This window comes from Klebsiella sp. PK01 (assembly GCF_057624675.1).
Genome location: NZ_JBYEZM010000002.1, coordinates 706,726 through 729,884 on the forward strand (window position 1 = coordinate 706,726; position 23,159 = coordinate 729,884).

20 protein-coding genes and 6 tRNA genes are annotated in these 23,159 nt (G+C 52.9%); 15 read left to right on the plus strand and 11 right to left on the minus strand.

The window, feature by feature from the left end; genetic code table 11:
* Positions 1–171 precede the first annotated feature (171 nt).
* The gene (gene mgrA / locus AC22LX_RS08530; RefSeq protein ID WP_045391576.1) at positions 172–1,164 is read left to right on the plus strand and encodes an L-glyceraldehyde 3-phosphate reductase; all 993 of its coding nucleotides are present in this window, start codon (positions 172–174) and stop codon (positions 1,162–1,164) included.
* A 126-nt stretch (positions 1,165–1,290) separates the two neighbouring features.
* Positions 1,291–1,647: a DUF2502 domain-containing protein gene (locus AC22LX_RS08535; RefSeq protein WP_013878154.1), complete on the plus strand. Its 357-nt coding sequence runs from the start codon at positions 1,291–1,293 to the stop codon at positions 1,645–1,647.
* A gap of 39 nt (positions 1,648–1,686) precedes the next feature.
* Here the strand turns inward: AC22LX_RS08535 and AC22LX_RS08540 are convergent, their stop codons facing one another.
* Positions 1,687–2,922: an Nramp family divalent metal transporter gene (locus tag AC22LX_RS08540; RefSeq protein ID WP_045391579.1), complete on the minus strand. Its 1,236-nt coding sequence runs from the start codon at positions 2,920–2,922 to the stop codon at positions 1,687–1,689.
* A gap of 345 nt (positions 2,923–3,267) precedes the next feature.
* Between AC22LX_RS08540 and nupC the strand changes: the two genes are divergently transcribed.
* Positions 3,268–4,470: a nucleoside permease NupC gene (nupC, locus tag AC22LX_RS08545; protein WP_013878156.1), complete on the plus strand. Its 1,203-nt coding sequence runs from the start codon at positions 3,268–3,270 to the stop codon at positions 4,468–4,470.
* A 55-nt stretch (positions 4,471–4,525) separates the two neighbouring features.
* On the opposite strand, the gene AC22LX_RS08550 is transcribed toward nupC, so the two are convergent.
* The 3 genes from AC22LX_RS08550 to AC22LX_RS08560 all read right to left on the minus strand — a co-directional run bounded on the left by AC22LX_RS08550 (position 4,526) and on the right by AC22LX_RS08560 (position 7,111).
* Positions 4,526–6,709 (minus strand): EAL domain-containing protein, encoded by a 2,184-nt coding sequence (locus AC22LX_RS08550; RefSeq protein ID WP_049059496.1) that lies wholly within the window; start codon positions 6,707–6,709, stop codon positions 4,526–4,528.
* Positions 6,710–6,918: 209 nt separating this feature from the next.
* A tRNA-Ala gene (locus AC22LX_RS08555) sits at positions 6,919–6,994 on the minus strand.
* Positions 6,995–7,035: 41 nt separating this feature from the next.
* A tRNA-Ala gene (locus AC22LX_RS08560) sits at positions 7,036–7,111 on the minus strand.
* Positions 7,112–7,330: 219 nt separating this feature from the next.
* On the opposite strand from AC22LX_RS08560, the gene AC22LX_RS08565 reads away from it, so the two are divergent.
* Both AC22LX_RS08565 and AC22LX_RS08570 read left to right on the plus strand, forming a co-directional pair.
* On the plus strand, positions 7,331–7,684 hold the full coding sequence (locus AC22LX_RS08565; RefSeq protein ID WP_013878158.1) for a YfeC-like transcriptional regulator: 354 nt from the start codon (positions 7,331–7,333) through the stop codon (positions 7,682–7,684).
* Positions 7,685–7,691: 7 nt separating this feature from the next.
* Entirely contained in the window at positions 7,692–8,087 is a 396-nt protein-coding gene (locus AC22LX_RS08570; protein WP_045391585.1) for a YfeC-like transcriptional regulator, read from the plus strand.
* A gap of 55 nt (positions 8,088–8,142) precedes the next feature.
* Here the strand turns inward: AC22LX_RS08570 and gltX are convergent, their stop codons facing one another.
* On the minus strand, positions 8,143–9,561 hold the full coding sequence (gltX, locus tag AC22LX_RS08575; protein WP_020078209.1) for a glutamate--tRNA ligase: 1,419 nt from the start codon (positions 9,559–9,561) through the stop codon (positions 8,143–8,145).
* A 258-nt stretch (positions 9,562–9,819) separates the two neighbouring features.
* Here gltX and AC22LX_RS08580 point away from each other — a divergent pair.
* The 4 genes from AC22LX_RS08580 (at position 9,820) to AC22LX_RS08595 (ending at position 10,219) form a co-directional block, all read left to right on the plus strand.
* Positions 9,820–9,895, plus strand: a tRNA-Val gene (locus AC22LX_RS08580).
* A 46-nt stretch (positions 9,896–9,941) separates the two neighbouring features.
* Positions 9,942–10,017 (plus strand) — tRNA-Val (locus tag AC22LX_RS08585).
* A gap of 46 nt (positions 10,018–10,063) precedes the next feature.
* A tRNA-Val gene (locus AC22LX_RS08590) sits at positions 10,064–10,139 on the plus strand.
* 4 nt (positions 10,140–10,143) lie between these two features.
* Positions 10,144–10,219, plus strand: a tRNA-Lys gene (locus AC22LX_RS08595).
* Between the two features lie 96 nt (positions 10,220–10,315).
* Here the strand turns inward: AC22LX_RS08595 and AC22LX_RS08600 are convergent.
* Positions 10,316–12,121, minus strand: coding sequence for a cation:proton antiporter (locus AC22LX_RS08600; RefSeq protein WP_047078073.1), 1,806 nt, complete (start codon positions 12,119–12,121; stop codon positions 10,316–10,318).
* Between the two features lie 248 nt (positions 12,122–12,369).
* Positions 12,370–13,296: a LysR family transcriptional regulator gene (locus tag AC22LX_RS08605; protein ID WP_045392579.1), complete on the minus strand. Its 927-nt coding sequence runs from the start codon at positions 13,294–13,296 to the stop codon at positions 12,370–12,372.
* 89 nt (positions 13,297–13,385) lie between these two features.
* Here AC22LX_RS08605 and AC22LX_RS08610 point away from each other — a divergent pair, with 89 nt between their 5' ends.
* Positions 13,386–14,384 (plus strand): bile acid:sodium symporter family protein, encoded by a 999-nt coding sequence (locus AC22LX_RS08610; protein WP_487333913.1) that lies wholly within the window; start codon positions 13,386–13,388, stop codon positions 14,382–14,384.
* Here AC22LX_RS08610 and AC22LX_RS08615 read toward each other — a convergent pair.
* The 3 genes from AC22LX_RS08615 to zipA all read right to left on the minus strand — a co-directional run bounded on the left by AC22LX_RS08615 (position 14,381) and on the right by zipA (position 17,785).
* Positions 14,381–14,599 (minus strand): DUF3820 family protein, encoded by a 219-nt coding sequence (locus AC22LX_RS08615; RefSeq protein WP_213292382.1) that lies wholly within the window; start codon positions 14,597–14,599, stop codon positions 14,381–14,383. The two genes, AC22LX_RS08610 and AC22LX_RS08615, sit on opposite strands and share 4 nt — an antisense overlap.
* Position 14,600: 1 nt before the next feature.
* A complete protein-coding gene (ligA, locus tag AC22LX_RS08620) occupies positions 14,601–16,616 on the minus strand; it encodes an NAD-dependent DNA ligase LigA (protein WP_213292381.1) in 2,016 nt (671 codons plus the stop codon).
* 74 nt (positions 16,617–16,690) lie between these two features.
* The gene (zipA, locus tag AC22LX_RS08625; RefSeq protein ID WP_487333914.1) at positions 16,691–17,785 is read right to left on the minus strand and encodes a cell division protein ZipA; all 1,095 of its coding nucleotides are present in this window, start codon (positions 17,783–17,785) and stop codon (positions 16,691–16,693) included.
* Positions 17,786–18,015: 230 nt separating this feature from the next.
* Here zipA and cysZ point away from each other — a divergent pair, with 230 nt between their 5' ends.
* The 5 genes from cysZ (at position 18,016) to crr (ending at position 22,887) form a co-directional block, all read left to right on the plus strand.
* On the plus strand, positions 18,016–18,777 hold the full coding sequence (gene cysZ, locus AC22LX_RS08630; protein WP_045392589.1) for a sulfate transporter CysZ: 762 nt from the start codon (positions 18,016–18,018) through the stop codon (positions 18,775–18,777).
* Positions 18,778–18,954: 177 nt separating this feature from the next.
* Positions 18,955–19,926, plus strand: coding sequence for a cysteine synthase A (cysK, locus tag AC22LX_RS08635; RefSeq protein ID WP_045362238.1), 972 nt, complete (start codon positions 18,955–18,957; stop codon positions 19,924–19,926).
* Between the two features lie 379 nt (positions 19,927–20,305).
* Positions 20,306–20,563, plus strand: coding sequence for a phosphocarrier protein Hpr (ptsH, locus tag AC22LX_RS08640; RefSeq protein WP_000487600.1), 258 nt, complete (start codon positions 20,306–20,308; stop codon positions 20,561–20,563).
* Positions 20,564–20,607: 44 nt separating this feature from the next.
* Positions 20,608–22,335 (plus strand): phosphoenolpyruvate-protein phosphotransferase PtsI, encoded by a 1,728-nt coding sequence (gene ptsI, locus AC22LX_RS08645; protein ID WP_015365498.1) that lies wholly within the window; start codon positions 20,608–20,610, stop codon positions 22,333–22,335.
* Between the two features lie 42 nt (positions 22,336–22,377).
* A complete protein-coding gene (crr, locus tag AC22LX_RS08650; RefSeq protein WP_015365497.1) occupies positions 22,378–22,887 on the plus strand; it encodes a PTS glucose transporter subunit IIA in 510 nt (169 codons plus the stop codon).
* Between the two features lie 42 nt (positions 22,888–22,929).
* Here the strand turns inward: crr and AC22LX_RS08655 are convergent, their stop codons facing one another.
* Complete coding sequence (locus tag AC22LX_RS08655; protein WP_045392593.1) at positions 22,930–23,157, minus strand: hypothetical protein; 228 nt, start codon at positions 23,155–23,157, stop codon at positions 22,930–22,932.
* Positions 23,158–23,159: the final 2 nt, after the last annotated feature.

A 23,159-nucleotide genomic window follows, 5' to 3' on the forward strand; every position in this document is an offset into this window, starting at 1 on the left:
TAATCCTTGTTGTTGTGCAGGTAATCTGAGTATTAGATATGCGTTTTACCTGTCCAGATTGTGAGCAATAATGAGGGTGGAAAGCAAAATTTACGCGTTATCCCCATATACTCCGCATGCAACATTGATTAGTGTAAACGTATACACACCCTGTTTTGATGCGGAGGAAGTATGGTTTACCAGGCAAGCGACACGCGTTATCAGACCATGGAATACCGCCGATGCGGGCGCAGCGGCCTGAAGCTACCGGCGATATCTCTCGGTCTGTGGCATAACTTTGGCGATGAGACACAGGTCGAGGTCAGCCGCCAGTTGCTGCGTCACGCCTTCGACCTCGGGATTACCCACTTCGACCTGGCGAACAATTACGGCCCACCGCCGGGATCGGCGGAGAGCAACTTCGGGCGGATCCTGAAAGAAGATTTTCTGCCCTACCGCGACGAACTCATCATCTCCAGTAAAGCGGGCTATACCATGTGGGATGGTCCTTATGGCGACTGGGGATCGCGTAAGTATCTGGTCGCCAGTCTCGACCAGAGCCTGAAGCGGATGGGTCTTGAGTACGTCGATATCTTTTATCACCACCGCCCGGACCCGGAAACGCCGCTGGAAGAGACCATGCGCGCGTTGGATCATCTGGTTCGCCAGGGAAAAGCGCTCTACGTTGGTTTATCGAACTACCCGCTCGAGCTGGCACGTCAGGCTATCGCTATCCTCAACGATCTCGGCACGCCTTGCCTGATTCACCAACCCAAATATTCGATGTTTGAACGCTGGGTGGAAGAAGGATTGTTAGCGATGCTGCAGGCCGAAGGCGTGGGAAGTATAGCGTTTTCACCGCTGGCTGGCGGCCAGTTGACCAACCGCTATCTAAACGGTATTCCGCCAGACTCGCGCGCAGCCAGCAATAGCCGTTTTTTACAGCCGGAACAGCTCACCGCCGAGCGGCTGGAAAAAGTCCGCCAGCTTGACGCCATTGCCGGGCGCCGCGGACAGAAGCTATCACAGATGGCCCTGGCCTGGGTGCTGCGTGAAGATAAAGTGACGTCAGTGCTGATCGGCGCCAGTAAAACGGCGCAACTGGACGATGCCGTGGGTATGTTAAGCAATCGTCGGTTCAGCGCTGAAGAGTGCGCCGCCATTGATGCGATCCTTGCGGTGTAAACTCATTTTTACTTTGGCAAAAAGTGCTATTTCTTGCGATTTAAGAGTTCCCTGATGCTACGCCTCTTTACCGGCTCGTAATATCTGGTTAACAGGTCATTAAGACCCGATCGTGAGGAGAAGAGTATGTTCAGGTCACTGATTCTGGCTGCGGTACTGCTGGCGTGTGCGCCGGTTATCGCCAATGCTGGTGAAATCACCCTGCTGCCATCGGTAAAATTACAAATTGGCGATCGTGACGGTTACGGTAACTACTGGGACGGTGGCGGCTGGCGCGACCGTGATTACTGGCGTCGTCATTATGAATGGCGCGATCACCGCTGGCATCGCCATGATAACGGCTGGCATCGCGGTTGGGATAAACGCGGCTGGGATCGCGGTCGTGCTTACGAGCGCGGCTATCGCGAAGGCTGGAACGATCGCCGTGGCGGCTGGGGCCGAGGCCCTGGCGGCGGGCGCGGACATGGTCACGGGCACCACTAATTGATAAAGGGAGCGAAAGCTCCCTTTTTTGTTGCCGTATTAATCTAATGCGGAACCAATAATCAGCCAGCCGTTCAGCGCCACCACAATCGCCACAATCAGCCAACCGATGCGTTTTACCCAGCGACTGTTTACCAGATCGCCCATTAACCGCGCATCGCTGGTAAAAATCAGCAGCGGCACCAGCGCCAGCGCAATCCCGAAGCTCAGCAATACCTGGCTCATCACCAGGATACGCGTTGGATCCAGCCCCATCATAATCACGATAAACGACGGCAGCATGGTGATAGTCCGGCGAAACCACAGCGGAATATGGAAGCGGATAAACCCCTGCATCACGACCTGCCCGGCAAGCGTTCCGACTACCGTCGACGAGAGACCGGCGGCAACCAGACTGAGACCAAAAATCGTCGCGGCGGCATGGCTAAGCAGCGGTTCGAGAGTTAAATAAGCCTGGTCGAGATCGGCCACGCCGGTGTGGCCGTTGAAGTGAAACGCAGCGGCGGCGGTCGCCATCATCGCCAGGTTAACGAAGCCGGCAATGGTCATTGCAATCGCCACGTCCCAACGCGTGGCGTTATAGCGTTCTTTGCGCGAGCCGTCGTGCAGGTTTTGCGTCAGCGATGAGTGCAGATAGATAACGTGCGGCATAATCGTCGCCCCGAGAACCCCGGCGGCAAGGAATACCGCTTCGCCATTCGGCAGGCTCGGAATAATCATGCCTTTGGCCAGCGGCGCTAACGCCGGCTGCGAGAAGATAAGCTCGACCACATACGCCACCGCCACAAACAGCAGCAGCCCGCCGATGACTTTTTCCAGCGGTTTCTGCCCGCGACGCTGCAACATCAGGATCAGGAAGGTGGCGACGCCGGTCAGCACCGCCCCCTGTAATAAGGAAACGCCGAGCAGCAGCTTAAAGCCGATGGCCGCGCCGATGAATTCAGCCAGATCGGTCGCCATGGCGATAATTTCCGCCTGTATCCAGTAAAACCACACCACCGGGCGCGGGTAATGGTCGCGGATCTGTTCCGCGAGGTTTTTACCGGTGGCGATACCGAGCTTGGCCGATAACACCTGAATCAGCATCGCCATCAGGTTCGCCCATACCACTACCCATAACAATTGATAGCCAAAGCTGGCGCCAGCCTGGATATTCGTGGCGAAGTTACCCGGATCGATGTAGCCGATGGCAGCAATGAATGCGGGCCCCATCAGTGCGAGCCTCATCTTGCGCGCTGCGCGACCGCTGCTATTCTCAACGCGACTGTTAGTCATTTTCTGCCCCTGGAAATATAGCCTTTGCTATGTTTAATGCTATCAAAATGCGAATGATTATCAAGTTCATTTAGAAAGGTGATAATGATTGCTTTGATAGGAGGGAACGATAGCAGGCCAAATAACGAAACGGGCGTGAAGCTGTCGACAACGCGCCTTTCATCAGATTAGTACATTAATGCAACTTTTAATACCTTTGCATAACATAACAAAAATGTACGATTGATCACTATTTTTGTTATTGGTCACATATCCTTGCAATAGTGTGGATTCGATCTCGTTTTATTTAGGCTTGTTGCATAGAATGTGCACGGAAATTTAACCTGCCTCATATTTGGAGCAAATATGGACCGCGTCTTGCATTTTGTCCTCGCGATCGTTGTGGTGGCTATACTGGCCTTGCTGGTCAGTCACAACCGTAAGCAGATCCGCATTCGTTATGTTATTCAATTACTTGTTATTGAAGTTTTGCTGGCCTGGTTCTTCCTGAACTCCGATGTCGGTCTGGGTTTCGTGAAAGGCTTTTCTGAGATGTTCGAGAAACTTCTCGGTTTCGCCAACGAAGGCACCAACTTCGTATTCGGTAACATGAACGATAAAGGTCTGGCCTTCTTCTTCCTGAAGGTTTTGTGCCCAATCGTCTTTATTTCCGCGCTGATTGGTATTTTACAGCATATTCGCATTCTGCCGATTGTCATCCGCGCGATCGGTACCGTGCTGTCGAAAGTTAACGGCATGGGTAAACTGGAATCTTTCAACGCCGTTAGCTCGCTGATCCTCGGCCAGTCGGAAAACTTCATCGCCTATAAAGATATTCTCGGCAAAATGTCGCGCAACCGTATGTACACCATGGCGGCAACCGCGATGTCTACCGTTTCGATGTCCATCGTCGGCGCCTATATGACTATGCTGCAGCCGAAGTATGTGGTTGCCGCGCTGGTGCTCAACATGTTCAGCACCTTTATTGTTCTGTCGCTGATTAACCCGTATCGCGTTGAGCAGAGCGAAGAAAACCTGCAGATGTCCAATCTGCACGAAGGTCAGAGCTTCTTCGAAATGCTGGGCGAATACATTCTGGCAGGCTTTAAAGTAGCGATTATCGTTGCGGCGATGCTGATCGGCTTTATCGCGCTGATTTCCGCGCTCAACGCCCTGTTCGCCACCGTCACCGGCTGGTTTGGCTACAGCATCTCCTTCCAGGGGATCCTCGGCTACATCTTCTACCCGGTTGCGTGGGTGATGGGTGTGCCGGCGAGCGAAGCGCTGCAGGTAGGCAGTATTATGGCGACCAAACTGGTGTCTAACGAATTCGTGGCGATGATGGATCTGCAGAAAGTGGCAGCGACGCTCTCCCCGCGTGCGGAAGGTATCATCTCCATCTTCCTGGTCTCCTTCGCCAACTTCTCTTCTATCGGCATCATCGCCGGGGCGATTAAAGGCCTGAATGAAGAGCAAGGTAACGTGGTTTCTCGCTTTGGTCTGAAACTGGTTTACGGTTCCACGCTGGTCAGCGTGTTGTCAGCCTCTATCGCTGCGCTGGTACTGTAATCACAAACAGACGTTAATAAAATAACAAGCCGGGCTGCAGTATCGCCCGGCTTTTTTACGCCTTCAATTCACTTAACGGCTGCGGTTTGCCAATCAGGTAGCCCTGCAAATAATCGACGCCCAGCGCCAACAGCATCGCCTTTTGCGCCTGAGTCTCTACGTACTCTGCGACGACCGTAAGCTGTTTCGCCCGCGCGATTTCGATAATGGATTTCACGATAATCGCATCAAGCTGGTCGCTCTCGATTTCATGCACGAAGCAGCCGTCAATTTTTACGATATCCGCCTGCAGGCTTTTCAGACGCTCATAGTTAGCGTAACCGGTACCAAAGTCATCAATGGCGATAGCGCAACCGAACTCACTCAACAGCTGAATATTATGCATGCTGGTATCCGCATTCGAGAACGCCTGCTCTTCAGTTATCTCAATCGTGATATAAGCAGGCGAAACGCGATAACGCTTAAACAGCGCGATAATCTGCGCGGCGCTATCCTTTTGCATCAGCGTATACGGCAGCAAATTGACGGAGAAGCGTCGGCCGGGATGTTGATCAAGCTGGCTGAACAGCGTTTCCAGCACCAGCATATCGAAGCGCTGGCTGAGGTTAAACTGTGCAATAAGTGGAATAAACCGATCCGGCGTGATAATCGTCTCGCCGCAGCGCATACGGGTGAGGATTTCGTAATAGCCCTCCCCCTCCGCATTTTGAATCGGCTGCGCGTACAGCAGAAGATTACGCTCGTTCAGCGCTTGTTTTATTTTCGTCAGCATCCGCACCTGTTCGGTTGTTTGGTCGGAAACCTCCTCCTGCGCGGTATCTAACGCCAGCACCCGCTGCACGGCGCCAGCCTGCTCCGATAACCAACTAAGCTGGCCGAGCATAGGGTGTAATTCGGTCTCAATGCCGCTGTAACTCCCCCACGCCGCGCCAAACTCTAAATCCAGAACCTGGTTATGCCAGTTAAATTTAGCGTGGTTAAGCATCGCGACGATGTGATTTAGCCGCGCAGCCGGTTCCGGCCCCTCAATCACCAGCAATAACTCGCTACCCGGGAGCTGATAAATTTTATCGCGGTGGTCCAGTAGCGGCTGCAGACGGCGGGCTATTTGCCGCTTGCACTCTACGCGCATCATCATGCCGTAATGGCGGCTAAGGAAGTCCAGGTTTTCGATGCGCAGACTGCTAATAACAACCCGCGGCGACTGGCGCAAATGTCCTTCCAGCGCCCGCAGATTGGGTAACCCGGTTAACGGATCTTCTTCAGCCCGATCGCGCCAGCGTTGTTTAATTCTGTCGCTACGCGAATAAATATCTGTCATGTAAAACAAACAAATCGTGAATGAAATTAACACCGACAGGACAAATGACAAGGAGTACCCCGACTGAACACCCTGCAGAAAATTTTTGTTATAGGCGACTAAAAAGAATGCCGAAATAGCCCACGTAATGCGAATTAACTCATGCCCCAGACGCCCAATACCAACGAAGTAGAGAATAAAAATAATTGGCACCAGATATCCGGCAATTAAATCGGAATCAAAAGGCGCACAAAGCACCAGCATGATTGTGATTAATGCCATAAACCAGTACAAGGTAAAGGTTCTTTTTTCTTTCACCAGCCACGGTTGACAATGACGCAGCCAAAACACCCGCCGATAACGTGGGCTAACTATCATTCTCATCGGATAATAGAAAGCGGTCGTAAAGATTAAGGCGGCGCATATCAACGCCTGGATATCAATAACGGAATAGATGATTGACGCGGTACTGAAGTAGCTGGAGACGGCAAGCGGGAAGGCGAAGAAGCGCCCCGCCAGATACATCGTCAGCTTGAGCAGGATGGGAGCAAAGAAGCCGCCCCAGAAGATGCGGCGACCAATATGGCGCTTGGCTGGCCTTCCGCTACGCCATTTTTTTCCCGACAACGAACGCATGATTGCGAAGGTGAAAAAGACGGAAAATAATTGACAGAATAACAGGATAGCGGCCTGCGTATAGGTTAGTTCTATTATAAATGTATTAGTAATTGCAAACGCAACAATCAAGGGAGCAACAGCATAACGACCAAAAATACAAATGGTTGCGTACATGACGCTTAATGGCAGCCATGCCAGATAAATTTGTTTTCCGTCGATAAGGGTTTGCGGAGAAATTAATCGAGAAAGCGGAATAAAAATCAAACAAACAATTAACGCCAGCAGAGTTTTTTTAACTTTGATGTTAAATATGTCAGTCATTATTGTTAATCAACACCTCTGCGGCTAAAAAATTATAAGCAATCAGAAAATAGTATGTTGGTTAATAATGGCAGGCAAGAAAATAAACCGAGAAAAATTCCTAAATTACGTTGGTTTTTATTTGCTCGATACACGCTGACGTAAGCTGAAAATCATTTACATTGAGGACGCTAAAGCAAAAACCCCCGCCGTAGCGAGGGTTCGAATTTTGGTGGAGCTAAGCGGGATCGAACCGCTGACCTCTTGCATGCCATGCAAGCGCTCTCCCAGCTGAGCTATAGCCCCACAGGACCTCTTTACGAACCAAATCCGCTGGGTGCAGAATTTGGTGGAGCTAAGCGGGATCGAACCGCTGACCTCTTGCATGCCATGCAAGCGCTCTCCCAGCTGAGCTATAGCCCCGTAACGTAAAGCGTGTCGTGTTGACGGGCGGCATAATATGAATTCCTTCGCCAGGTGTCAACGGCAAAATTACCCCTCCTGATTCAATCGCTGAAAAAGCAGGCAAATAGCTGACAATGCGAGCCTTATCGCAGGCAGGCGTTAAACATGTCACTATTTCCTGTAAAAGGATGCTATAACATGAAGCACTAATTCCCACATATTTACTCAGGAAATAGTATGCTCAAGGAACGAATGACTCCGGAAGAAATTGCGCATCTAACTGGCTTCAGCCGACAGACGATAAATAAATGGGTTCGTAAAGAGGGGTGGCAAACTTCTCCGCGGCCTGGCGTACAGGGAGGCAAAGCGCGTCTCGTACACGTTAACGAGCAGGTACGGGAGTTTATCCGCAATGCCCAGCGCGTAGCGGAAACGCCCTCTCCCTATTCGGTCGCCGAGACCGATCTCGAACCCTTATTGCTTACGCTCTGCAAAGAGATGACTCATCGCGAACAGAAGCAGCTAATGTCGCTGCTGCTGCGCGAAGGCATTACCGGGTTGTTAAACCGTCTTGGAATACGCGGCCAGTAAAATAAGAATGATGAAACTAAAAGAAAAAATGACGCCTGCAGAGCTTGCCGAAGTTCTGGGTCTGGCCAGACAAACGGTCAACCGTTGGGCGCGAGAACAAAAGTGGCGAACCGAAGCGATTCCCGGCGTCAAAGGCGGGCGTGCGCGTTTGATTGTCATCGATAGGACAGTGATTGATTTTCTGACCAATATTCCGGCATTTCGCCATCTGAATGAAGAGTACCAGCTCGCCGAACAGCCCGGCGGCTACTTTATCAATGAAGCGGATGCGGTATGGCGGCAAATCGCCGATACGCTGCAGCTGATGACCGCCGCGGAACAAACTCACCTGCGCGATCTTCTTGCCCGCGATGGCATTAGTGGCTTCCTGGCGCGGTTAGGTATTAGCCCCGTCAAAAAATAGCGGCGAAAAAAAACGGCAGGATTAACCTGCCGCTTGCTTTAGCTTACGCTCGGCCTCAGGACTGCTGGCTTTCGCGTTCGGCGATAAACGCCAGCGCTTTGTTGATACGTTCAACGCTACGGGATTTACCGATAGCATGAACGGTGACGTCCAGCGCCGGAGATTGACCCGCGCCGGTCACGGCCACGCGCAGCGGCATGCCTACTTTCCCCATGCCCACTTCCAGCTCATCGGCGGTCGCCTGAATCGCATGGTGGACATTTTCCGCCGTCCAGTCGCTAATGGCCGCCAGCTTATCGCGAACCACTTCCAGCGGCTGACGCGCCACCGGACGCAGGTGTTTCTTCGCCGCATCGGCGTCGAACTCGGCGAACTCTTCATAGAAGTAGCGGCAGCTCTGGGCAATCTCTTTCAGCGTTTTGCAACGCTCGCCCAGCAGCTTAACCAGCTCGGACAACTGAGGGCCGTTACGGGTATCGATATTTTCCTGCTCAATGTGCCACTGCAGATGCGTCGCCACATATTCCGCCGGCAGCGTGTTGATGTAGTGATGGTTTAACCACAGCAGTTTATCGGTGTTGAACGCACTGGCGGACTTGCTCACCGCGCCCAGCGAGAAGAACTCGATCATCTCTTCGCGAGTGAAGATCTCCTGATCGCCATGGGACCAACCCAGGCGCACCAGATAGTTCAGCAGCGCTTCCGGCAGGTAGCCGTCGTCGCGGTACTGCATCACGCTCACCGCGCCGTGGCGCTTGGAGAGTTTTTTACCGTCATCGCCGTTGATCATCGATACGTGCGCATACACCGGTACCGGCGCATTCAGCGCTTTAAGAATGTTGATCTGACGCGGGGTATTGTTGATGTGGTCTTCGCCGCGGATCACGTGGGTGATCGCCATATCCCAGTCATCCACCACGACGCAGAAGTTGTAGGTCGGAGAGCCGTCGGTACGGCGAATGATCAGATCGTCCAGCTCCTGATTGCTGAATTCGATCGGCCCGCGGATTTGATCGTCAAAGATAACCGAACCTTCCTGCGGATTAGCAAAACGCACGACGCAAGGCTCATCGGCGGCGTGATGCTGATGATCATGGCGGCAGCGACCGTCGTAGCGCGGTTTTTCACCGTTCGCCATCTGTTCTTCGCGCAGCGCGTCCAGACGTTCTTTCGAGCAGTAGCATTTATAAGCTGTGCCTGCTTCCAGCATTTCATCAATAACCGCGTTATAGCGATCGAAACGTTTAGTCTGGAAATACGGGCCTTCGTCCCATTCCAGATTCAGCCAGTTCATCCCATCCATGATGGCTTCAATTGCTTCCGGGGTGGAGCGTTCGAGATCGGTGTCTTCAATACGCAGCACAAACTCACCGCCGTGGTTACGTGCAAAAAGCCAGGAATAGAGAGCAGTACGCGCACCGCCAACGTGCAGATAGCCTGTTGGGCTTGGCGCGAAGCGAGTTTTGATTTTCATGAAATGGCCTTACGTTTAATAAAGATGCCGATAGCCGGCAGTGTTCTTGGAATTGATAGGGGAATATTCTAACACCACAGGCTGATTCCTCAATGTAGATCCCGCTTCAACATCACGCTTTACCATTTTTGTTTATAAATCATACGCCGAAGCTGATTTTGCGATCGCTTTGTTTAATTTTACGACGAACAAACAAATTATTTAGAAAAGGCGTTGACTCAATTTCAACTCTCCCTATAATGCGACTCCACACAGCGGGGGTGATTAGCTCAGCTGGGAGAGCACCTCCCTTACAAGGAGGGGGTCGGCGGTTCGATCCCGTCATCACCCACCAACTACTTTACGTAGTCTCCGCCGTGTAGAACAGAAAATTGAGAAGTGGGTGATTAGCTCAGCTGGGAGAGCACCTCCCTTACAAGGAGGGGGTCGGCGGTTCGATCCCGTCATCACCCACCACTTTCTCGCCAGCTGGATTTTCTGTCAAAATGTGAAGTACCGAAGTGGGTGATTAGCTCAGCTGGGAGAGCACCTCCCTTACAAGGAGGGGGTCGGCGGTTCGATCCCGTCATCACCCACCACTTCGGGTCGTTAGCTCAGTTGGTAGAGCAGTTGACTTTTAATCAATTGGTCGCAGGTTCGAATCCTGCACGACCCACCAATGTAAAAAGGCGCCCTAAAGGCGCCTTTTTGCTATGCGCAGAACGCCAGATAGCGGAACGGCCTGCAACGACAGCCAACAATGAAGAACAGGCTATCAATACGCTTCTGACGGAGTTTTTTCACTTTCCACTCCAGGTTCGATAATCGCCACGACGGTACAGGGTGGCGGCGGCATGATTCCATTATTAATCGCTATCAGATTGCCATCCTCTCTTTGCGCAAACAGCGGTGTTGCACCGGGGTTGGTGCTGAGATACTCCGGCCAGCCAAAATTGTTATTCAGGCGAGTGACTTTCATGACTGCGCCTTTCGCTATCAAGCTACTAAGCCGTGCCCAGGTCATTTCAGTATCGAAAAGCTGTTCGTGACGCGTTTCTTTCTCACTACGTCCTTTGGTCACAGGCCCCGTACGGATTGAGAAGACGCGATTATTACCAAATATATGCTGAAAATGCAGGGCGGTCAGCGCATTCTGGTGACGATTAGGCGACAAGGCGATCACCTGACGAATCTCACTCAGATTCAGGTAGTTTTCCGCATGTTCAGACCAGACATTGCCATAATATGTTGGTAACCCTTCCATTCTTGCCAGCCGGTAGTATTCCCAGCTGTTATCGCTCAGCTGAACCGGAATATCGAGTTTTCTGAGCGCCTGGGCCAGGGTTCTGGCGACCGTATTCGCCCCGACAATCAGCACTCCTCGAGGCCTACGTTGCTGCACGCCAAGCCAGCGCGCCAATTGACTGCTGGTAAGGCTTTGCAAAACTACCGTACCTATAATGATTGCGAAAACGACGGTTACCAGCTGATCCGCGTTCTCATAGCCTTTTTTTTGCAGCGTCAAAGCAAACAGGGAACTGACGGCGGCAGCAACGATTCCGCGCGGGGCGATCCAACATAACATCAGCCTGTCACGCCAATGCAAGCTGGAACGCCATGTCGAGACAAGAATGCATAGTGGACGGGCCACAAACTGGACGATCAGCATCAATATCAGCAGCGGCCAGCCCATCGCCCAGAGTGCATGGATATCAAGACGGGCCGCCAGGATGATAAATAGCGCTGAAAGTAAGATGGCGGATAGCTCTTCTTTAAATTCAACGATATCCGAGGTCTCAACCTCTCGCATATTAGCCAGCCAGATCCCCAGAACCGTTACCGCAAGCAGACCAGATTCATCAGCCAGCGTATTGGACACGCCAAACGTCAATAGAACGAAGGATAAAACAGCGAAGTTTTGCAGATAACCCGGGATCCAACCACGCCTGAGCGCATTCCCTAAGAACACGCCAAATACCGCCCCGCTCACCAGCCCTATAACGACCGTTTTTGTAAGCATGATCAGCAAATGAAGCCATGTGCCCGTTTGCTCCTGCAAAGTAATAAACTCAAATACTAATAGTGTAAAAATCGCTCCCACCGGATCAATGACGATCCCTTCCCAGCGCAGTACCTGATTAATAGAGGCTGTTGGGCGAACCACTCGCATGAGTGGAGAAATCACTGTCGGCCCTGTAACCACCGTGACCGCCCCGATCAGCGCTGAAATCTGCGGCGTGAGGCCTAAAATCCCCCAGCAGGTTAGTGAGATAACGGCGAAGGTAATCAACATTCCAATTGTGACCAAATTGCGCACAATACCACCCAAGCCGCGAATCTCGTCAAAGCGTAGCGTTAGGGCCCCTTCAAACAGAATGATGGCCACCGACAGCGATACCAGTGGGAAAAGTAGAGGACCAAATAATATATCCGGTTGCAATAAATGCACCCCGGGGCCAAGTAGTACGCCGATGAGCAGCAGCGGCAGGATAGAAGGTATACGTAATCGCCACGCCAACCACTGAGCAAGCAGCGAAGCAATGGAAATAATAACGAGCATAAAAGGGACTGATAATTCCATTTTTACCATTCTCAAATAGCGTCTGGAAAATTCAACAGCTCGGCAGCCCGACAATGACACGCTCCGCTCTATTCTCTGTATAGTGTAAACAAGTTGATCGAACGTAGTGTATTTAAACAATGATTCAAATTGGGGCTGTTGATTTCTGAACAGACTAAATTAGGGTTTTCACCAGGCATGAGAAAAGGAAATATCTACGATTGTGCAGTATAAAAAGTAGCGTTCCCCACCAGCGTTAAGAATGACGCTTAGCGCTGATACAGCGGGTCCTCGACCCTGGCTGATGTAAGGTTTGCGCCCTCTTCGCGTACGATCTCCCATAGCGCCTGCGCCGCGGTCGACAGCGAGCGATTTTTTCGCTGCGCCAGCATCAATTGGCGCTCCACAACCGGGGTTAATCTTTTTACCTGCAAACGGCTGCCCTGCGGCAAGGGTAAAGCCAGCGCCGGCAGCACGCTAATACCAATCCCCGATTCCACCATCGGGAACAGCGTCGCCGGATGACCAATCTCCTGTACGATATCGGCTTTGATGGCGAAACGCGCCAGCGCGGCATCAATCAGCGGCCGACTGCCGGAAGCATAGTCCTGCAATACCAGCCTCTCCCCCTGCAGCTCCTGCCAGTTGACCGATGACTGCCGGGAAAAGCGGTGATCCTCACGGCATAACAACAGAAAAGGTTCCGCCAACACGGACTCGCACTGCAGATCTGCCGCCGTCCCCGGATCGATAACGATACCAAAATCAACCTCGCCCTGACGGATACTTTCCAGCACCCACTGCTGCGGCCTGTCATGCAGTACGAAATCAATATCCGGATAGCGGCGATTGCTATGTGCGATGCATTGCGGGATTAGATGCGCCGAGATAGTCTGGCTGGCGGCGACGCGCACGGTCCCCGTCAACTGCTGCCCTACCCGCCCCGCTTCACGTAGGGTCACATGGAGTTCATCAAGCAAACGCTCAAGCCTGCCCGCCAGCTGATGGCCTGCCTCGGTGAGCACCACTTCACGCGTTGTTCTGTCGAGCAAACGTACGCCGGTCTGGTGCTCCAGCTCCTTAACACTATGGCTTACTGCCGACTGGCTGAGACCAATAATCTCCCCGGCACGGCTAAAACTGCGCGCCCTGGCAACGGTGATAAAGACCCTTAACTGACGTAGCGAGTAATTCATCTTTTTTATTCATGAATAGATGCAATAAATCAATTTTATTTCTCAAAACAAAGAAAGCACAATAGCGGCATCGAATTTCAGGAGCGTTTATGAAACTTTTCCGCATTCTTGATCCATTTACACTGACATTGATTACCGTGGTTCTGCTGGCCTCGTTCTTTCCGGCGCGCGGCGAATTCGTCCCTTTCGTCGAGCACCTCACCACCGCCGCTATCGCGCTATTATTCTTTATGCATGGCGCCAAGCTGTCGCGTGAAGCGATTATCGCCGGCGGCAGCCACTGGCGTTTACACCTGTGGGTGATGTGCAGCACCTTTATTGTTTTTCCGGTTCTGGGGGTTCTGTTTGCGTGGTGGGCGCCGATTAAGGTCGACCCGATGCTTTATAGCGGTTTTATTTACCTTTGTATCTTACCGGCGACCGTACAGTCAGCAATTGCCTTTACTTCGCTCGCCGGCGGTAACGTCGCCGCGGCGGTCTGTTCCGCTTCAGCGTCAAGTCTGCTCGGTATTTTTGTCTCGCCATTGCTGGTAGGACTGCTGATGCATTTGCATGGCGCTGGCGGCGATCTGGAACAGGTCGGTAAGATTATGCTGCAGCTGCTGCTGCCGTTTGTACTCGGCCACCTGTCGCGCCCGTGGATCGGTAGTTGGGTGGCGAAACATAAAAAATGGATTGGCAAAACCGACCAGACCTCAATCCTGCTGGTGGTCTACTCCGCCTTTAGCGAAGCCGTCGTCAATGGAATCTGGCATAAAGTGGGCGTGGGATCGCTGCTGTTTATCGTCGTTGTCAGCCTGGTGCTGTTGGCTATTGTCATCGCGATCAATATCTTTGTCGCCCGCCGCTGCGGCTTTAGCAAGCCGGATGAAATTACCATCGTCTTCTGCGGCTCGAAAAAGAGCCTGGCGAACGGGATACCGATGGCGAATATCCTGTTCCCGGCGACGATTCTGGGAATAATGGTGCTGCCGCTAATGATCTTCCATCAGATCCAACTGATGGTCTGCGCCGTACTGGCTCGTCGCTATAAAGCGCAGACAGACGCCCAACAGGCGCAGGAGAAACCCCGCGCCACGGCAGGTTAACGCGGTTGTTTCAGGGGCCGAACCAGTTGCGTCAGCCCCTCGGTCTTGATCAATAAGGTCAACGCCATCAGCTCGCCGAGATGCCCGGCAGGGAATTGATCCTTACGGGCAAACCACAGCAAATACTCTTCCGGGACGTCGATCAAGCGGCGCCCCTTATATTTGCCAAACGGCATCTCGGTATTAGCAATCTCGATGAGCTGCGCTTTATCCACGTTACTCTCCCAGCAGGCGCATCATTTCGGCTTCATCGATAACCTTTATGCCTAACTCCTGCGCCTTCGCAAGCTTAGAGCCCGCCGCTTCGCCGGCAATCACCAAATCGGTTTTCTTCGACACGCTGCCGGCGACTTTCGCCCCCAGCGCGACCAGCCGCGCTTTGGCATCATCGCGCGACAGCTGGCTCAGGCTACCGGTTAATACCACTGTTTTACCGGCAAACGGACTGTCAATTTCTTCCGCCTTCACCACCACCGGCGCCGGCCAGCGGACACCTTCCGCGCGCAGTTGCGCGATAACCTCGCGGTTGCTCTCTTCGGCGAAGAAGTTAAAAGTATGCGTGGCGACGACAATCCCGACGTCAGGCACCTTCTGTAGTTCCTCAATTGAAGCCTGTTCCAGCGCTTCAATCGTGCCAAAATGCGCCGCCAGTCCCGCGGCAGTCGCTTCGCCAACCTCACGGATACCTAACGCGTACAGGAAGCGGGCGAAGGTCGTCTCTTTTGCTTTTTCCAGCGCGTTGACCACGTTTTGCGCCGACTTCGGCCCCATGCGATCCAGCCCGGTTAGCTTACCGGCGCTGAGGCGGAACAGATCGGCTGGCGTATGCACGTACTCTTTCTCAACCAGCTGATCGATGATTTTATCGCCCATACCGTCGACATCCAGCGCCCGTCGGGAGACAAAGTGCTTCAGCGCTTCTTTACGCTGCGCCCCGCAGATAAGCCCGCCGGTACAGCGCGCCACCGCTTCCCCTTCTACGCGTTCAACATCGGAATGACAGACCGGGCAATGGGTTGGGAAGATGATTTCACGCGTATGCTCCGGGCGTTCGGAAAGCACTACGTTGACGACCTGCGGGATCACGTCACCGGCACGGCGAATTACCACTTTATCGCCAATGCGCAAGCCTAAACGTTCGATTTCGTCGGCGTTATGCAGCGTGGCGTTACTGACCAGCACCCCGGCCACGTGCACCGGTTCCAGGCGCGCAACCGGCGTAATCGCTCCGGTACGGCCAACCTGGAATTCCACATCGTTGACGAAAGTCATCTGCTCCTGGGCCGGGAATTTAAAGGCCACCGCCCAGCGCGGGGCGCGGGCAACGAAACCGAGCTGCTCCTGCAACGCCAGCGAATCAACTTTTATCACCACGCCGTCAATATCAAAACCAAGATGCGGACGGTCTTCCTCAACCTGGCGATAGTAAGTAAGCACTTCCTCTGGAGAATGACACAGCTTCACGCGGTCGCTCACCGGCAATCCCCACTGCTTAAACTGCTGCAAACGCGCAGAGTGGCTGGCCGGCAGTTCGCCGCCTTCCAGCACGCCAACGCCGTAGCAGAAGAAAGTAAGCGGTCGCTTCGCGGTAATACGCGGATCCAACTGGCGCAACGAGCCCGCGGCGGCATTGCGCGGGTTAGCAAACACTTTGCCGCCGGTGCGGCGCGCTTCTTCATTAATTTTTTCAAATCCGGCCTGCGGCAGGAACACTTCCCCGCGTACTTCCAGACGCGCCGGAATATTGTCGCCGCGTAGCTTCAGCGGAATAGCGCGAATGGTTCGCACGTTGGAGGTGATATCCTCGCCGGTAGTGCCATCGCCACGGGTCGCCGCCTGCATCAGCACGCCGTTTTCATACAGGATACTGACCGCGAGGCCATCGAGCTTGAGCTCACAGCACCAGGTCAGGTCCGCGGTATCGCTTAAACGATCCTGCACGCGTTTGTTAAAGGCGAGGAAACTCTCTTCATCAAAGACGTTATCCAGCGACAGCATTGGCACTTCATGGCGAATCTGGCTGAAAGAGGCCAATGGCGCCGCGCCCACGCGCTGGGTCGGCGAGTCGGGGGTTATCAGTTCAGGATGTTGCGCTTCGAGTTCACGCAGTTCACGCATCAGCCGGTCATATTCCGCATCGGGAATCTCCGGAGTGTCCATAACATGATACAGATATTCATGATGGCGAAGGGTAGTTCGCAGTTCAGTCAGTTTTTGTTCGATTGGTTCCATATCGCACCATCAATGATAAAAAACCCCCGACGGGCGGGGGTTCAGATTAAGCAGACGACACGCTAGCGCGTAAATCAGGCGTTAGCCTCTTTTACTTCGCGAATACGATCCTGGTACTCGCGCAGTTTCTGCGGCGTCATCATCCGGCGCTGATCGTCAAGCACCACGCCGCCAACTTCATCGGCGATGTACTGCGCCGACTGCAGCATCAGTTTAAAGTTTTGCAGCTCGTCGCCAAACGACGGCACCTGCATAAAGATAGTCACGCCCGGCGTGGTCATATCCACCATCGCATCCGGATTAAAGGTGCCAGGTTTAACCATGTTCGCCAGGCTGAACAATACCTGTCCGCTACCGTCCGGGCTTAAATGACGGTGGAAAATATTCATATCGCCAAACTTAAAGCCGGCCTGCTGGATGCTGTTGATCAGCAGTTCACCGTTAAGCTGAGAACCATGATGCGCGGCGACGTTCATCACGATGACCGTCTCTTTGCGCTCTTTCGGCTGCGGCGCGGCGGCTGGCTGCTGAGGTTCAGCGGCTGGCGCTTCAGGCGCCTGTTGCGGCTGCGGCGCGGCTGGCTGTTGAACCGGCGCAGGTTGTTGAGCAACAGGTTGTTGGACTGGCGCCGGCTGTTGCGCTACAGGCTGCTGCGGCGCAGGCTGCTGCGGCGCAGGCTGCACCGGCTGCTGATATTGCGGCGGTACCGGCTGAGGCTGGGTCGGCTGCGGCTGATGGACCGGCTGCGCAGGAGCAACGTGCTGCGGCGGCTGAACGTGCGGCTGCGGAGCAACAGGCTGCTGCGGGCGCGGCGCGTGCGGCGGCGCCTGATGCACCGGCTCGTCCTGACGCACAGGCTGCTGCACCTGACGCTCGTACGGAGGCTGATACTGGTGTTGCGGCGCCTGACGAGGTGCTTCTTGCTCCCCATATGCGCCGTTCGGGGCGTGATTAACCCGGTGAACGCGAACTTCACCTACGCCTTCAACATCGTCATCAAAGTCATCGCCTTCCGATGTTTCATCGTCGCGAGACTTCATACGTTTCAGTGGGCGATCGCGGAACATCGAGGAACGCTCTTTACGGCTGGTCCAGAAACCATGTACCAGTAAAGCGATTATGGCGATCGCGCCAACAATGATTAATATCAGACGCAAATCCTGCATCATTATATTCTCTGTTGTTCTAACACCTTGCCACCACGGCAAACATTTACTCACTAAGAGTATTTGCCGATTACATCAAGTGCAAGTGCGTCTGCCCCTTTCACCCCATAAAGATGAACTAAATCGTGCTTTTTGCTGTTTTTTCGAACATTTCCTAACTGGTTATTGTCTGGCAACCCGATAAAATAAGCGGGCATTCACACTGAATGTTAAAAAAGGAGCATCGCCTGACTATGGTTTCATCATCCGCAACTACCCCACGTAGCGGCGTCTACTATTTTTCACAAGGCTGGAAACTCATCAGGCTGCCAGGGATCCGACGTTTCGTGTTCCTGCCTTTATTAGTTAACGTCATTCTGATGGGCGGCGCGTTCTGGTGGCTGTTTACCCGCCTCGATAGCTGGATCCCTTCATTAATGAGCCATGTGCCTGAATGGCTTCAGTGGTTAAACTACCTGCTATGGCCGGTGGCGGTTATCTCTATTTTGTTGGTATTTGGTTACTTCTTTTCGACCATCGCCAACTGGATTGCCGCGCCGTTTAGCGGTCTGCTGGCGGAACAGCTCGAAGCGCGACTGACCGGCGCCACGCCGCCGGATGTTGGCGTATTCGGCATCATGAAAGATCTCCCGCGCATTATGAAACGCGAATGGCAAAAGTTTGCCTGGTACCTGCCGCGCGCCATCGTTCTGTTGCTGCTGTACTTTATCCCCGGCATTGGCCAAACCGTCGCGCCGGTACTGTGGTTCCTTTTTAGCGCCTGGATGCTGGCCATTCAGTACTGCGACTATCCGTTCGATAACCATAAAGTGCCGTTTAAAACCATGCGCGAGGCGCTGCGCTCGCGGAAGGTCATTAACATGCAGTTTGGCGCGCTGACCAGCCTGTTCACCATGATCCCGGTTCTCAACCTGGTCATTCTGCCAGTCGCTATCTGCGGCGCGACGGCGATGTGGGTGGATTGCTACCGCGATAAGCACGCCATGTGGAAATAGCGATCTGAGCTGTCTCTTTCAGGGCGGTACACGCCGCCCCTTATTTCCGTCTTATTCCTTCTTGCTCATCATTATTTCCCTTCAGCATATAGATATGCTAAATCCTTACTTCCGGATATTGTTTAAGCGGGTATGCTGAAGCCGTACCCCCAAATTTCATACAGTTAAGGACGGGCCATGAGTAAGATTTTTGAAGACAACTCCCTGACTATCGGTCATACGCCGCTGGTACGACTGAACCGCATCGGTAATGGCCGAATCCTGGCCAAGGTAGAATCTCGTAACCCGAGCTTTAGCGTTAAATGCCGTATCGGCGCCAATATGATTTGGGATGCTGAAAAGCGCGGCGTACTGAAACCGGGTGTGGAACTGGTTGAACCAACCAGCGGCAACACCGGTATCGCCCTCGCCTACGTCGCCGCCGCTCGCGGCTACAAACTCACGCTGACCATGCCGGAAACCATGAGCGTGGAACGCCGCAAGCTGCTGAAAGCGCTGGGCGCTAACCTGGTGCTGACCGAAGGCGCGAAAGGCATGAAAGGCGCCATCCAGAAGGCGGAAGAGATTGTCGCCAGCGACCCGGAAAAATATCTGCTGCTGCAGCAGTTCAGTAACCCGGCGAACCCGGAAATTCACGAAAAGACCACCGGCCCGGAAATCTGGGAAGACACCGACGGCCAGGTTGACGTCTTTATCTCGGGCGTCGGTACCGGCGGTACCCTGACCGGTGTCTCTCGTTATATTAAAGGCACGAAAGGCAAAAAAGATCTGATCACCGTCGCCGTTGAGCCGACCGACTCGCCGGTTATCACCCAGGCGCTGGCTGGCGAAGAGCTGAAACCTGGCCCGCACAAAATTCAGGGTATCGGCGCCGGCTTTATCCCGGGCAACCTCGACCTGAAACTGGTCGATAAAGTGGTCGCCATCACCAACGAAGAAGCCATCTCCACCGCTCGTCGCCTGATGGAAGAAGAAGGTATTCTGGCCGGTATCTCTTCCGGCGCGGCTGTCGCCGCGGCGTTAAAGCTGCAGGAAGATGAGGCCTTTACCAATAAGAATATTGTGGTTATCCTACCGTCTTCCGGTGAGCGTTATTTAAGCACGGCGCTGTTCGCAGATCTCTTCACCGAGAAAGAATTGCAACAGTAGTGCCAGTTTGTAAAAACCGTGTAAAAAAGCACCTTTTCGGGTGCTTTTTTGTGGCATACGTCAAAGTTTTACCCCTCCTGGCATTGATTCACCTCGTAGGGTCTGGTATTTAACCAGCACATTTATTTTGAAGCGCGAAATTATTCAGATTTGGATTTCCGCAGGCTGAATCGATTTTATGATTTGGTTCAAGTCTTCCTTTCGCGGCATAATGTTTAATGAAGTGCTAGACGTCAACGGACTTAAGGTCCTCTCAGCGGTTCCGCTGCTGACGCCTTAGCCACACACGTAACGCCGGCGCTAACAATACAGGCTAAAGTTTGGTCGTTAGGCTAGACTTTAGGTCCACAACACTAAACCTATAAGTTGGGGAAATATAATGTTCCAGCAAGAAGTTACCATTACCGCTCCGAACGGTCTGCACACCCGCCCTGCTGCTCAGTTTGTTAAAGAAGCGAAAGGCTTCACTTCTGAGATCACTGTAACCTCCAACGGCAAAAGCGCCAGCGCAAAAAGCCTGTTCAAACTGCAAACTCTGGGCCTGACTCAGGGTACCGTTGTGACCATCTCCGCTGAAGGCGAAGATGAGCAAAAAGCAGTTGAGCATCTGGTTAAACTGATGGCTGAACTCGAGTAAGTTCACGGGTTCTTTTTAATATCAGTCACAAGTAAGGTAGGGTTATGATTTCAGGCATTTTAGCATCCCCGGGTATCGCTTTCGGCAAGGCTCTCCTGCTGAAAGAAGACGAAATTGTCATCGACCGGAAGAAAATTTCTGCCGATAAGGTTGATCAGGAAGTTGAACGTTTCCTGAACGGCCGCACCAAGGCCTCCGCCCAGCTGGAGGTCATCAAAACCAAAGCTGGTGAAACTTTCGGTGAAGAAAAAGAAGCCATCTTCGAAGGGCATATTATGCTGCTGGAAGATGAGGAGCTTGAGCAGGAAATCATAGCCCTGATTAAAGATAAGCACATGACTGCCGATGCGGCAGCCAATGAAGTTATCGAAGGTCAGGCAACTGCACTGGAAGAGCTGGATGACGAATACCTGAAAGAGCGTGCCGCTGACGTACGCGACATCGGTAAACGTCTGCTGCGCAACATTCTGGGCCTGGCAATCATCGATCTGAGCGCTATCGCGGATGAAGTTATCCTCGTTGCCGCCGATCTCACCCCGTCGGAAACCGCACAGCTGAACCTGAACAAGGTGCTGGGTTTCATCACCGACGCGGGCGGCCGTACTTCCCACACCTCTATTATGGCGCGCTCCCTTGAGCTGCCGGCAATCGTCGGTACCGGAAGCGTCACCTCCCAGGTGAAAAACGGCGACTATCTGATTCTCGATGCGGTTAACAACCAGGTTCTGGTTAACCCAAGCAACGAAAAAATCGAAGAGCTGCGTGCGCTGCAGGCGCAGGTTGCTGAAGAAAAAGCAGAACTGGCGAAACTGAAAGATCTGCCGGCCATCACTCTCGACGGTCATCAGGTTGAAGTTTGCGCCAACATCGGTACCGTTCGCGACGTCGATGGCGCTGAGCGCAACGGCGCGGAAGGCGTTGGCCTGTACCGTACTGAATTCCTGTTCATGGACCGCGATTCTCTGCCGACTGAAGAAGAACAGTTTGCAGCTTATAAAGCGGTGGCTGAAGCGTGCGGCTCACAGGCCGTTATCGTTCGCACCATGGACATCGGCGGCGATAAAGAGCTGCCGTACATGAACTTCCCGAAAGAAGAGAACCCGTTCCTCGGCTGGCGCGCCGTGCGTATCGCGATGGATCGTAAAGAGATCCTCCGCGACCAGGTTCGCGCTATCCTGCGTGCCTCCGCTTTCGGTAAGCTGCGCATCATGTTCCCGATGATCATCTCTGTTGAAGAAGTGCGCGCACTGAAGAAAGAGATTGAGATCTACAAACAGGAACTGCGTGACGAAGGTAAAGCTTTTGACGAATCGATTGAAATCGGCGTGATGGTGGAAACCCCTGCAGCCGCGACCATTGCTCGTCATTTAGCCAAAGAAGTTGATTTCTTTAGTATCGGAACCAATGATTTAACGCAATATACTCTGGCAGTTGACCGTGGTAATGATATGATCTCGCATCTTTACCAGCCGATGTCACCGTCTGTGCTGACTCTGATCAAGCAAGTTATTGATGCTTCTCATGCAGAAGGCAAATGGACGGGTATGTGTGGTGAGCTTGCAGGCGATGAACGTGCTACACTTCTGTTGCTGGGTATGGGGCTGGACGAATTCTCTATGAGCGCCATTTCCATCCCGCGCATCAAGAAGATTATTCGTAACACGAACTTCGAAGATGCAAAAGTATTAGCAGAGCAGGCTCTTGCTCAACCGACGACGGACGAGTTAATGACGCTGGTTAACAAGTTCATTGAAGAAAAAACAATCTGCTAATCCACGAGATGCGCGGCCCAAATTACTGCTTAGGAGAAGATCATGGGTTTGTTCGATAAACTGAAATCTCTGGTTTCTGATGACAAAAAAGACACCGGAACTATTGAGATTGTTGCTCCGCTCTCTGGCGAGATCGTCAACATCGAAGACGTGCCGGATGTGGTTTTTGCGGAGAAAATTGTGGGTGATGGCATTGCCATCAAACCTACTGGCAACAAAATGGTTGCGCCGGTAGAGGGTACCATCGGTAAAATTTTTGAAACCAACCATGCTTTCTCTATTGAATCCGATAGCGGCATTGAGCTGTTTGTTCACTTCGGTATCGATACCGTTGAACTGAAAGGCGAAGGCTTCAAGCGCATCGCTGAAGAAGGTCAGCGCGTGAAAGTCGGCGACCCGGTTATCGAATTCGATCTGCCGCTGCTGGAAGAAAAAGCCAAGTCTACCCTGACTCCGGTTGTTATCTCCAACATGGACGAGATCAAAGAGCTGATCAAACTGTCCGGTAGCGTCACCGTTGGTGAAACTCCGGTTATCCGCATCAAGAAGTAATTCTTGCTTGCCGAGAAAATGGCGCCTTCAGGCGCCATTTTTTTATGCCGGCCGGTAGCACTTTTCACTCGCCAGGATTTTCATCCCCTGCGGGCTACTTTCCAGAATCCGCCGTTCGCTATCCGCGACCCATAGCTCGCACTGGCAGCCGCTCTCGTTTTCAAACATCGTTCTCGCCCTACAGGCATCTTCCAGCGCGTTCATCCCCGTCGTCTCAAAATGGCCAACGGTTCTCCCCTCCCTGCGTACCACTAACCGATAGCTATGCATCG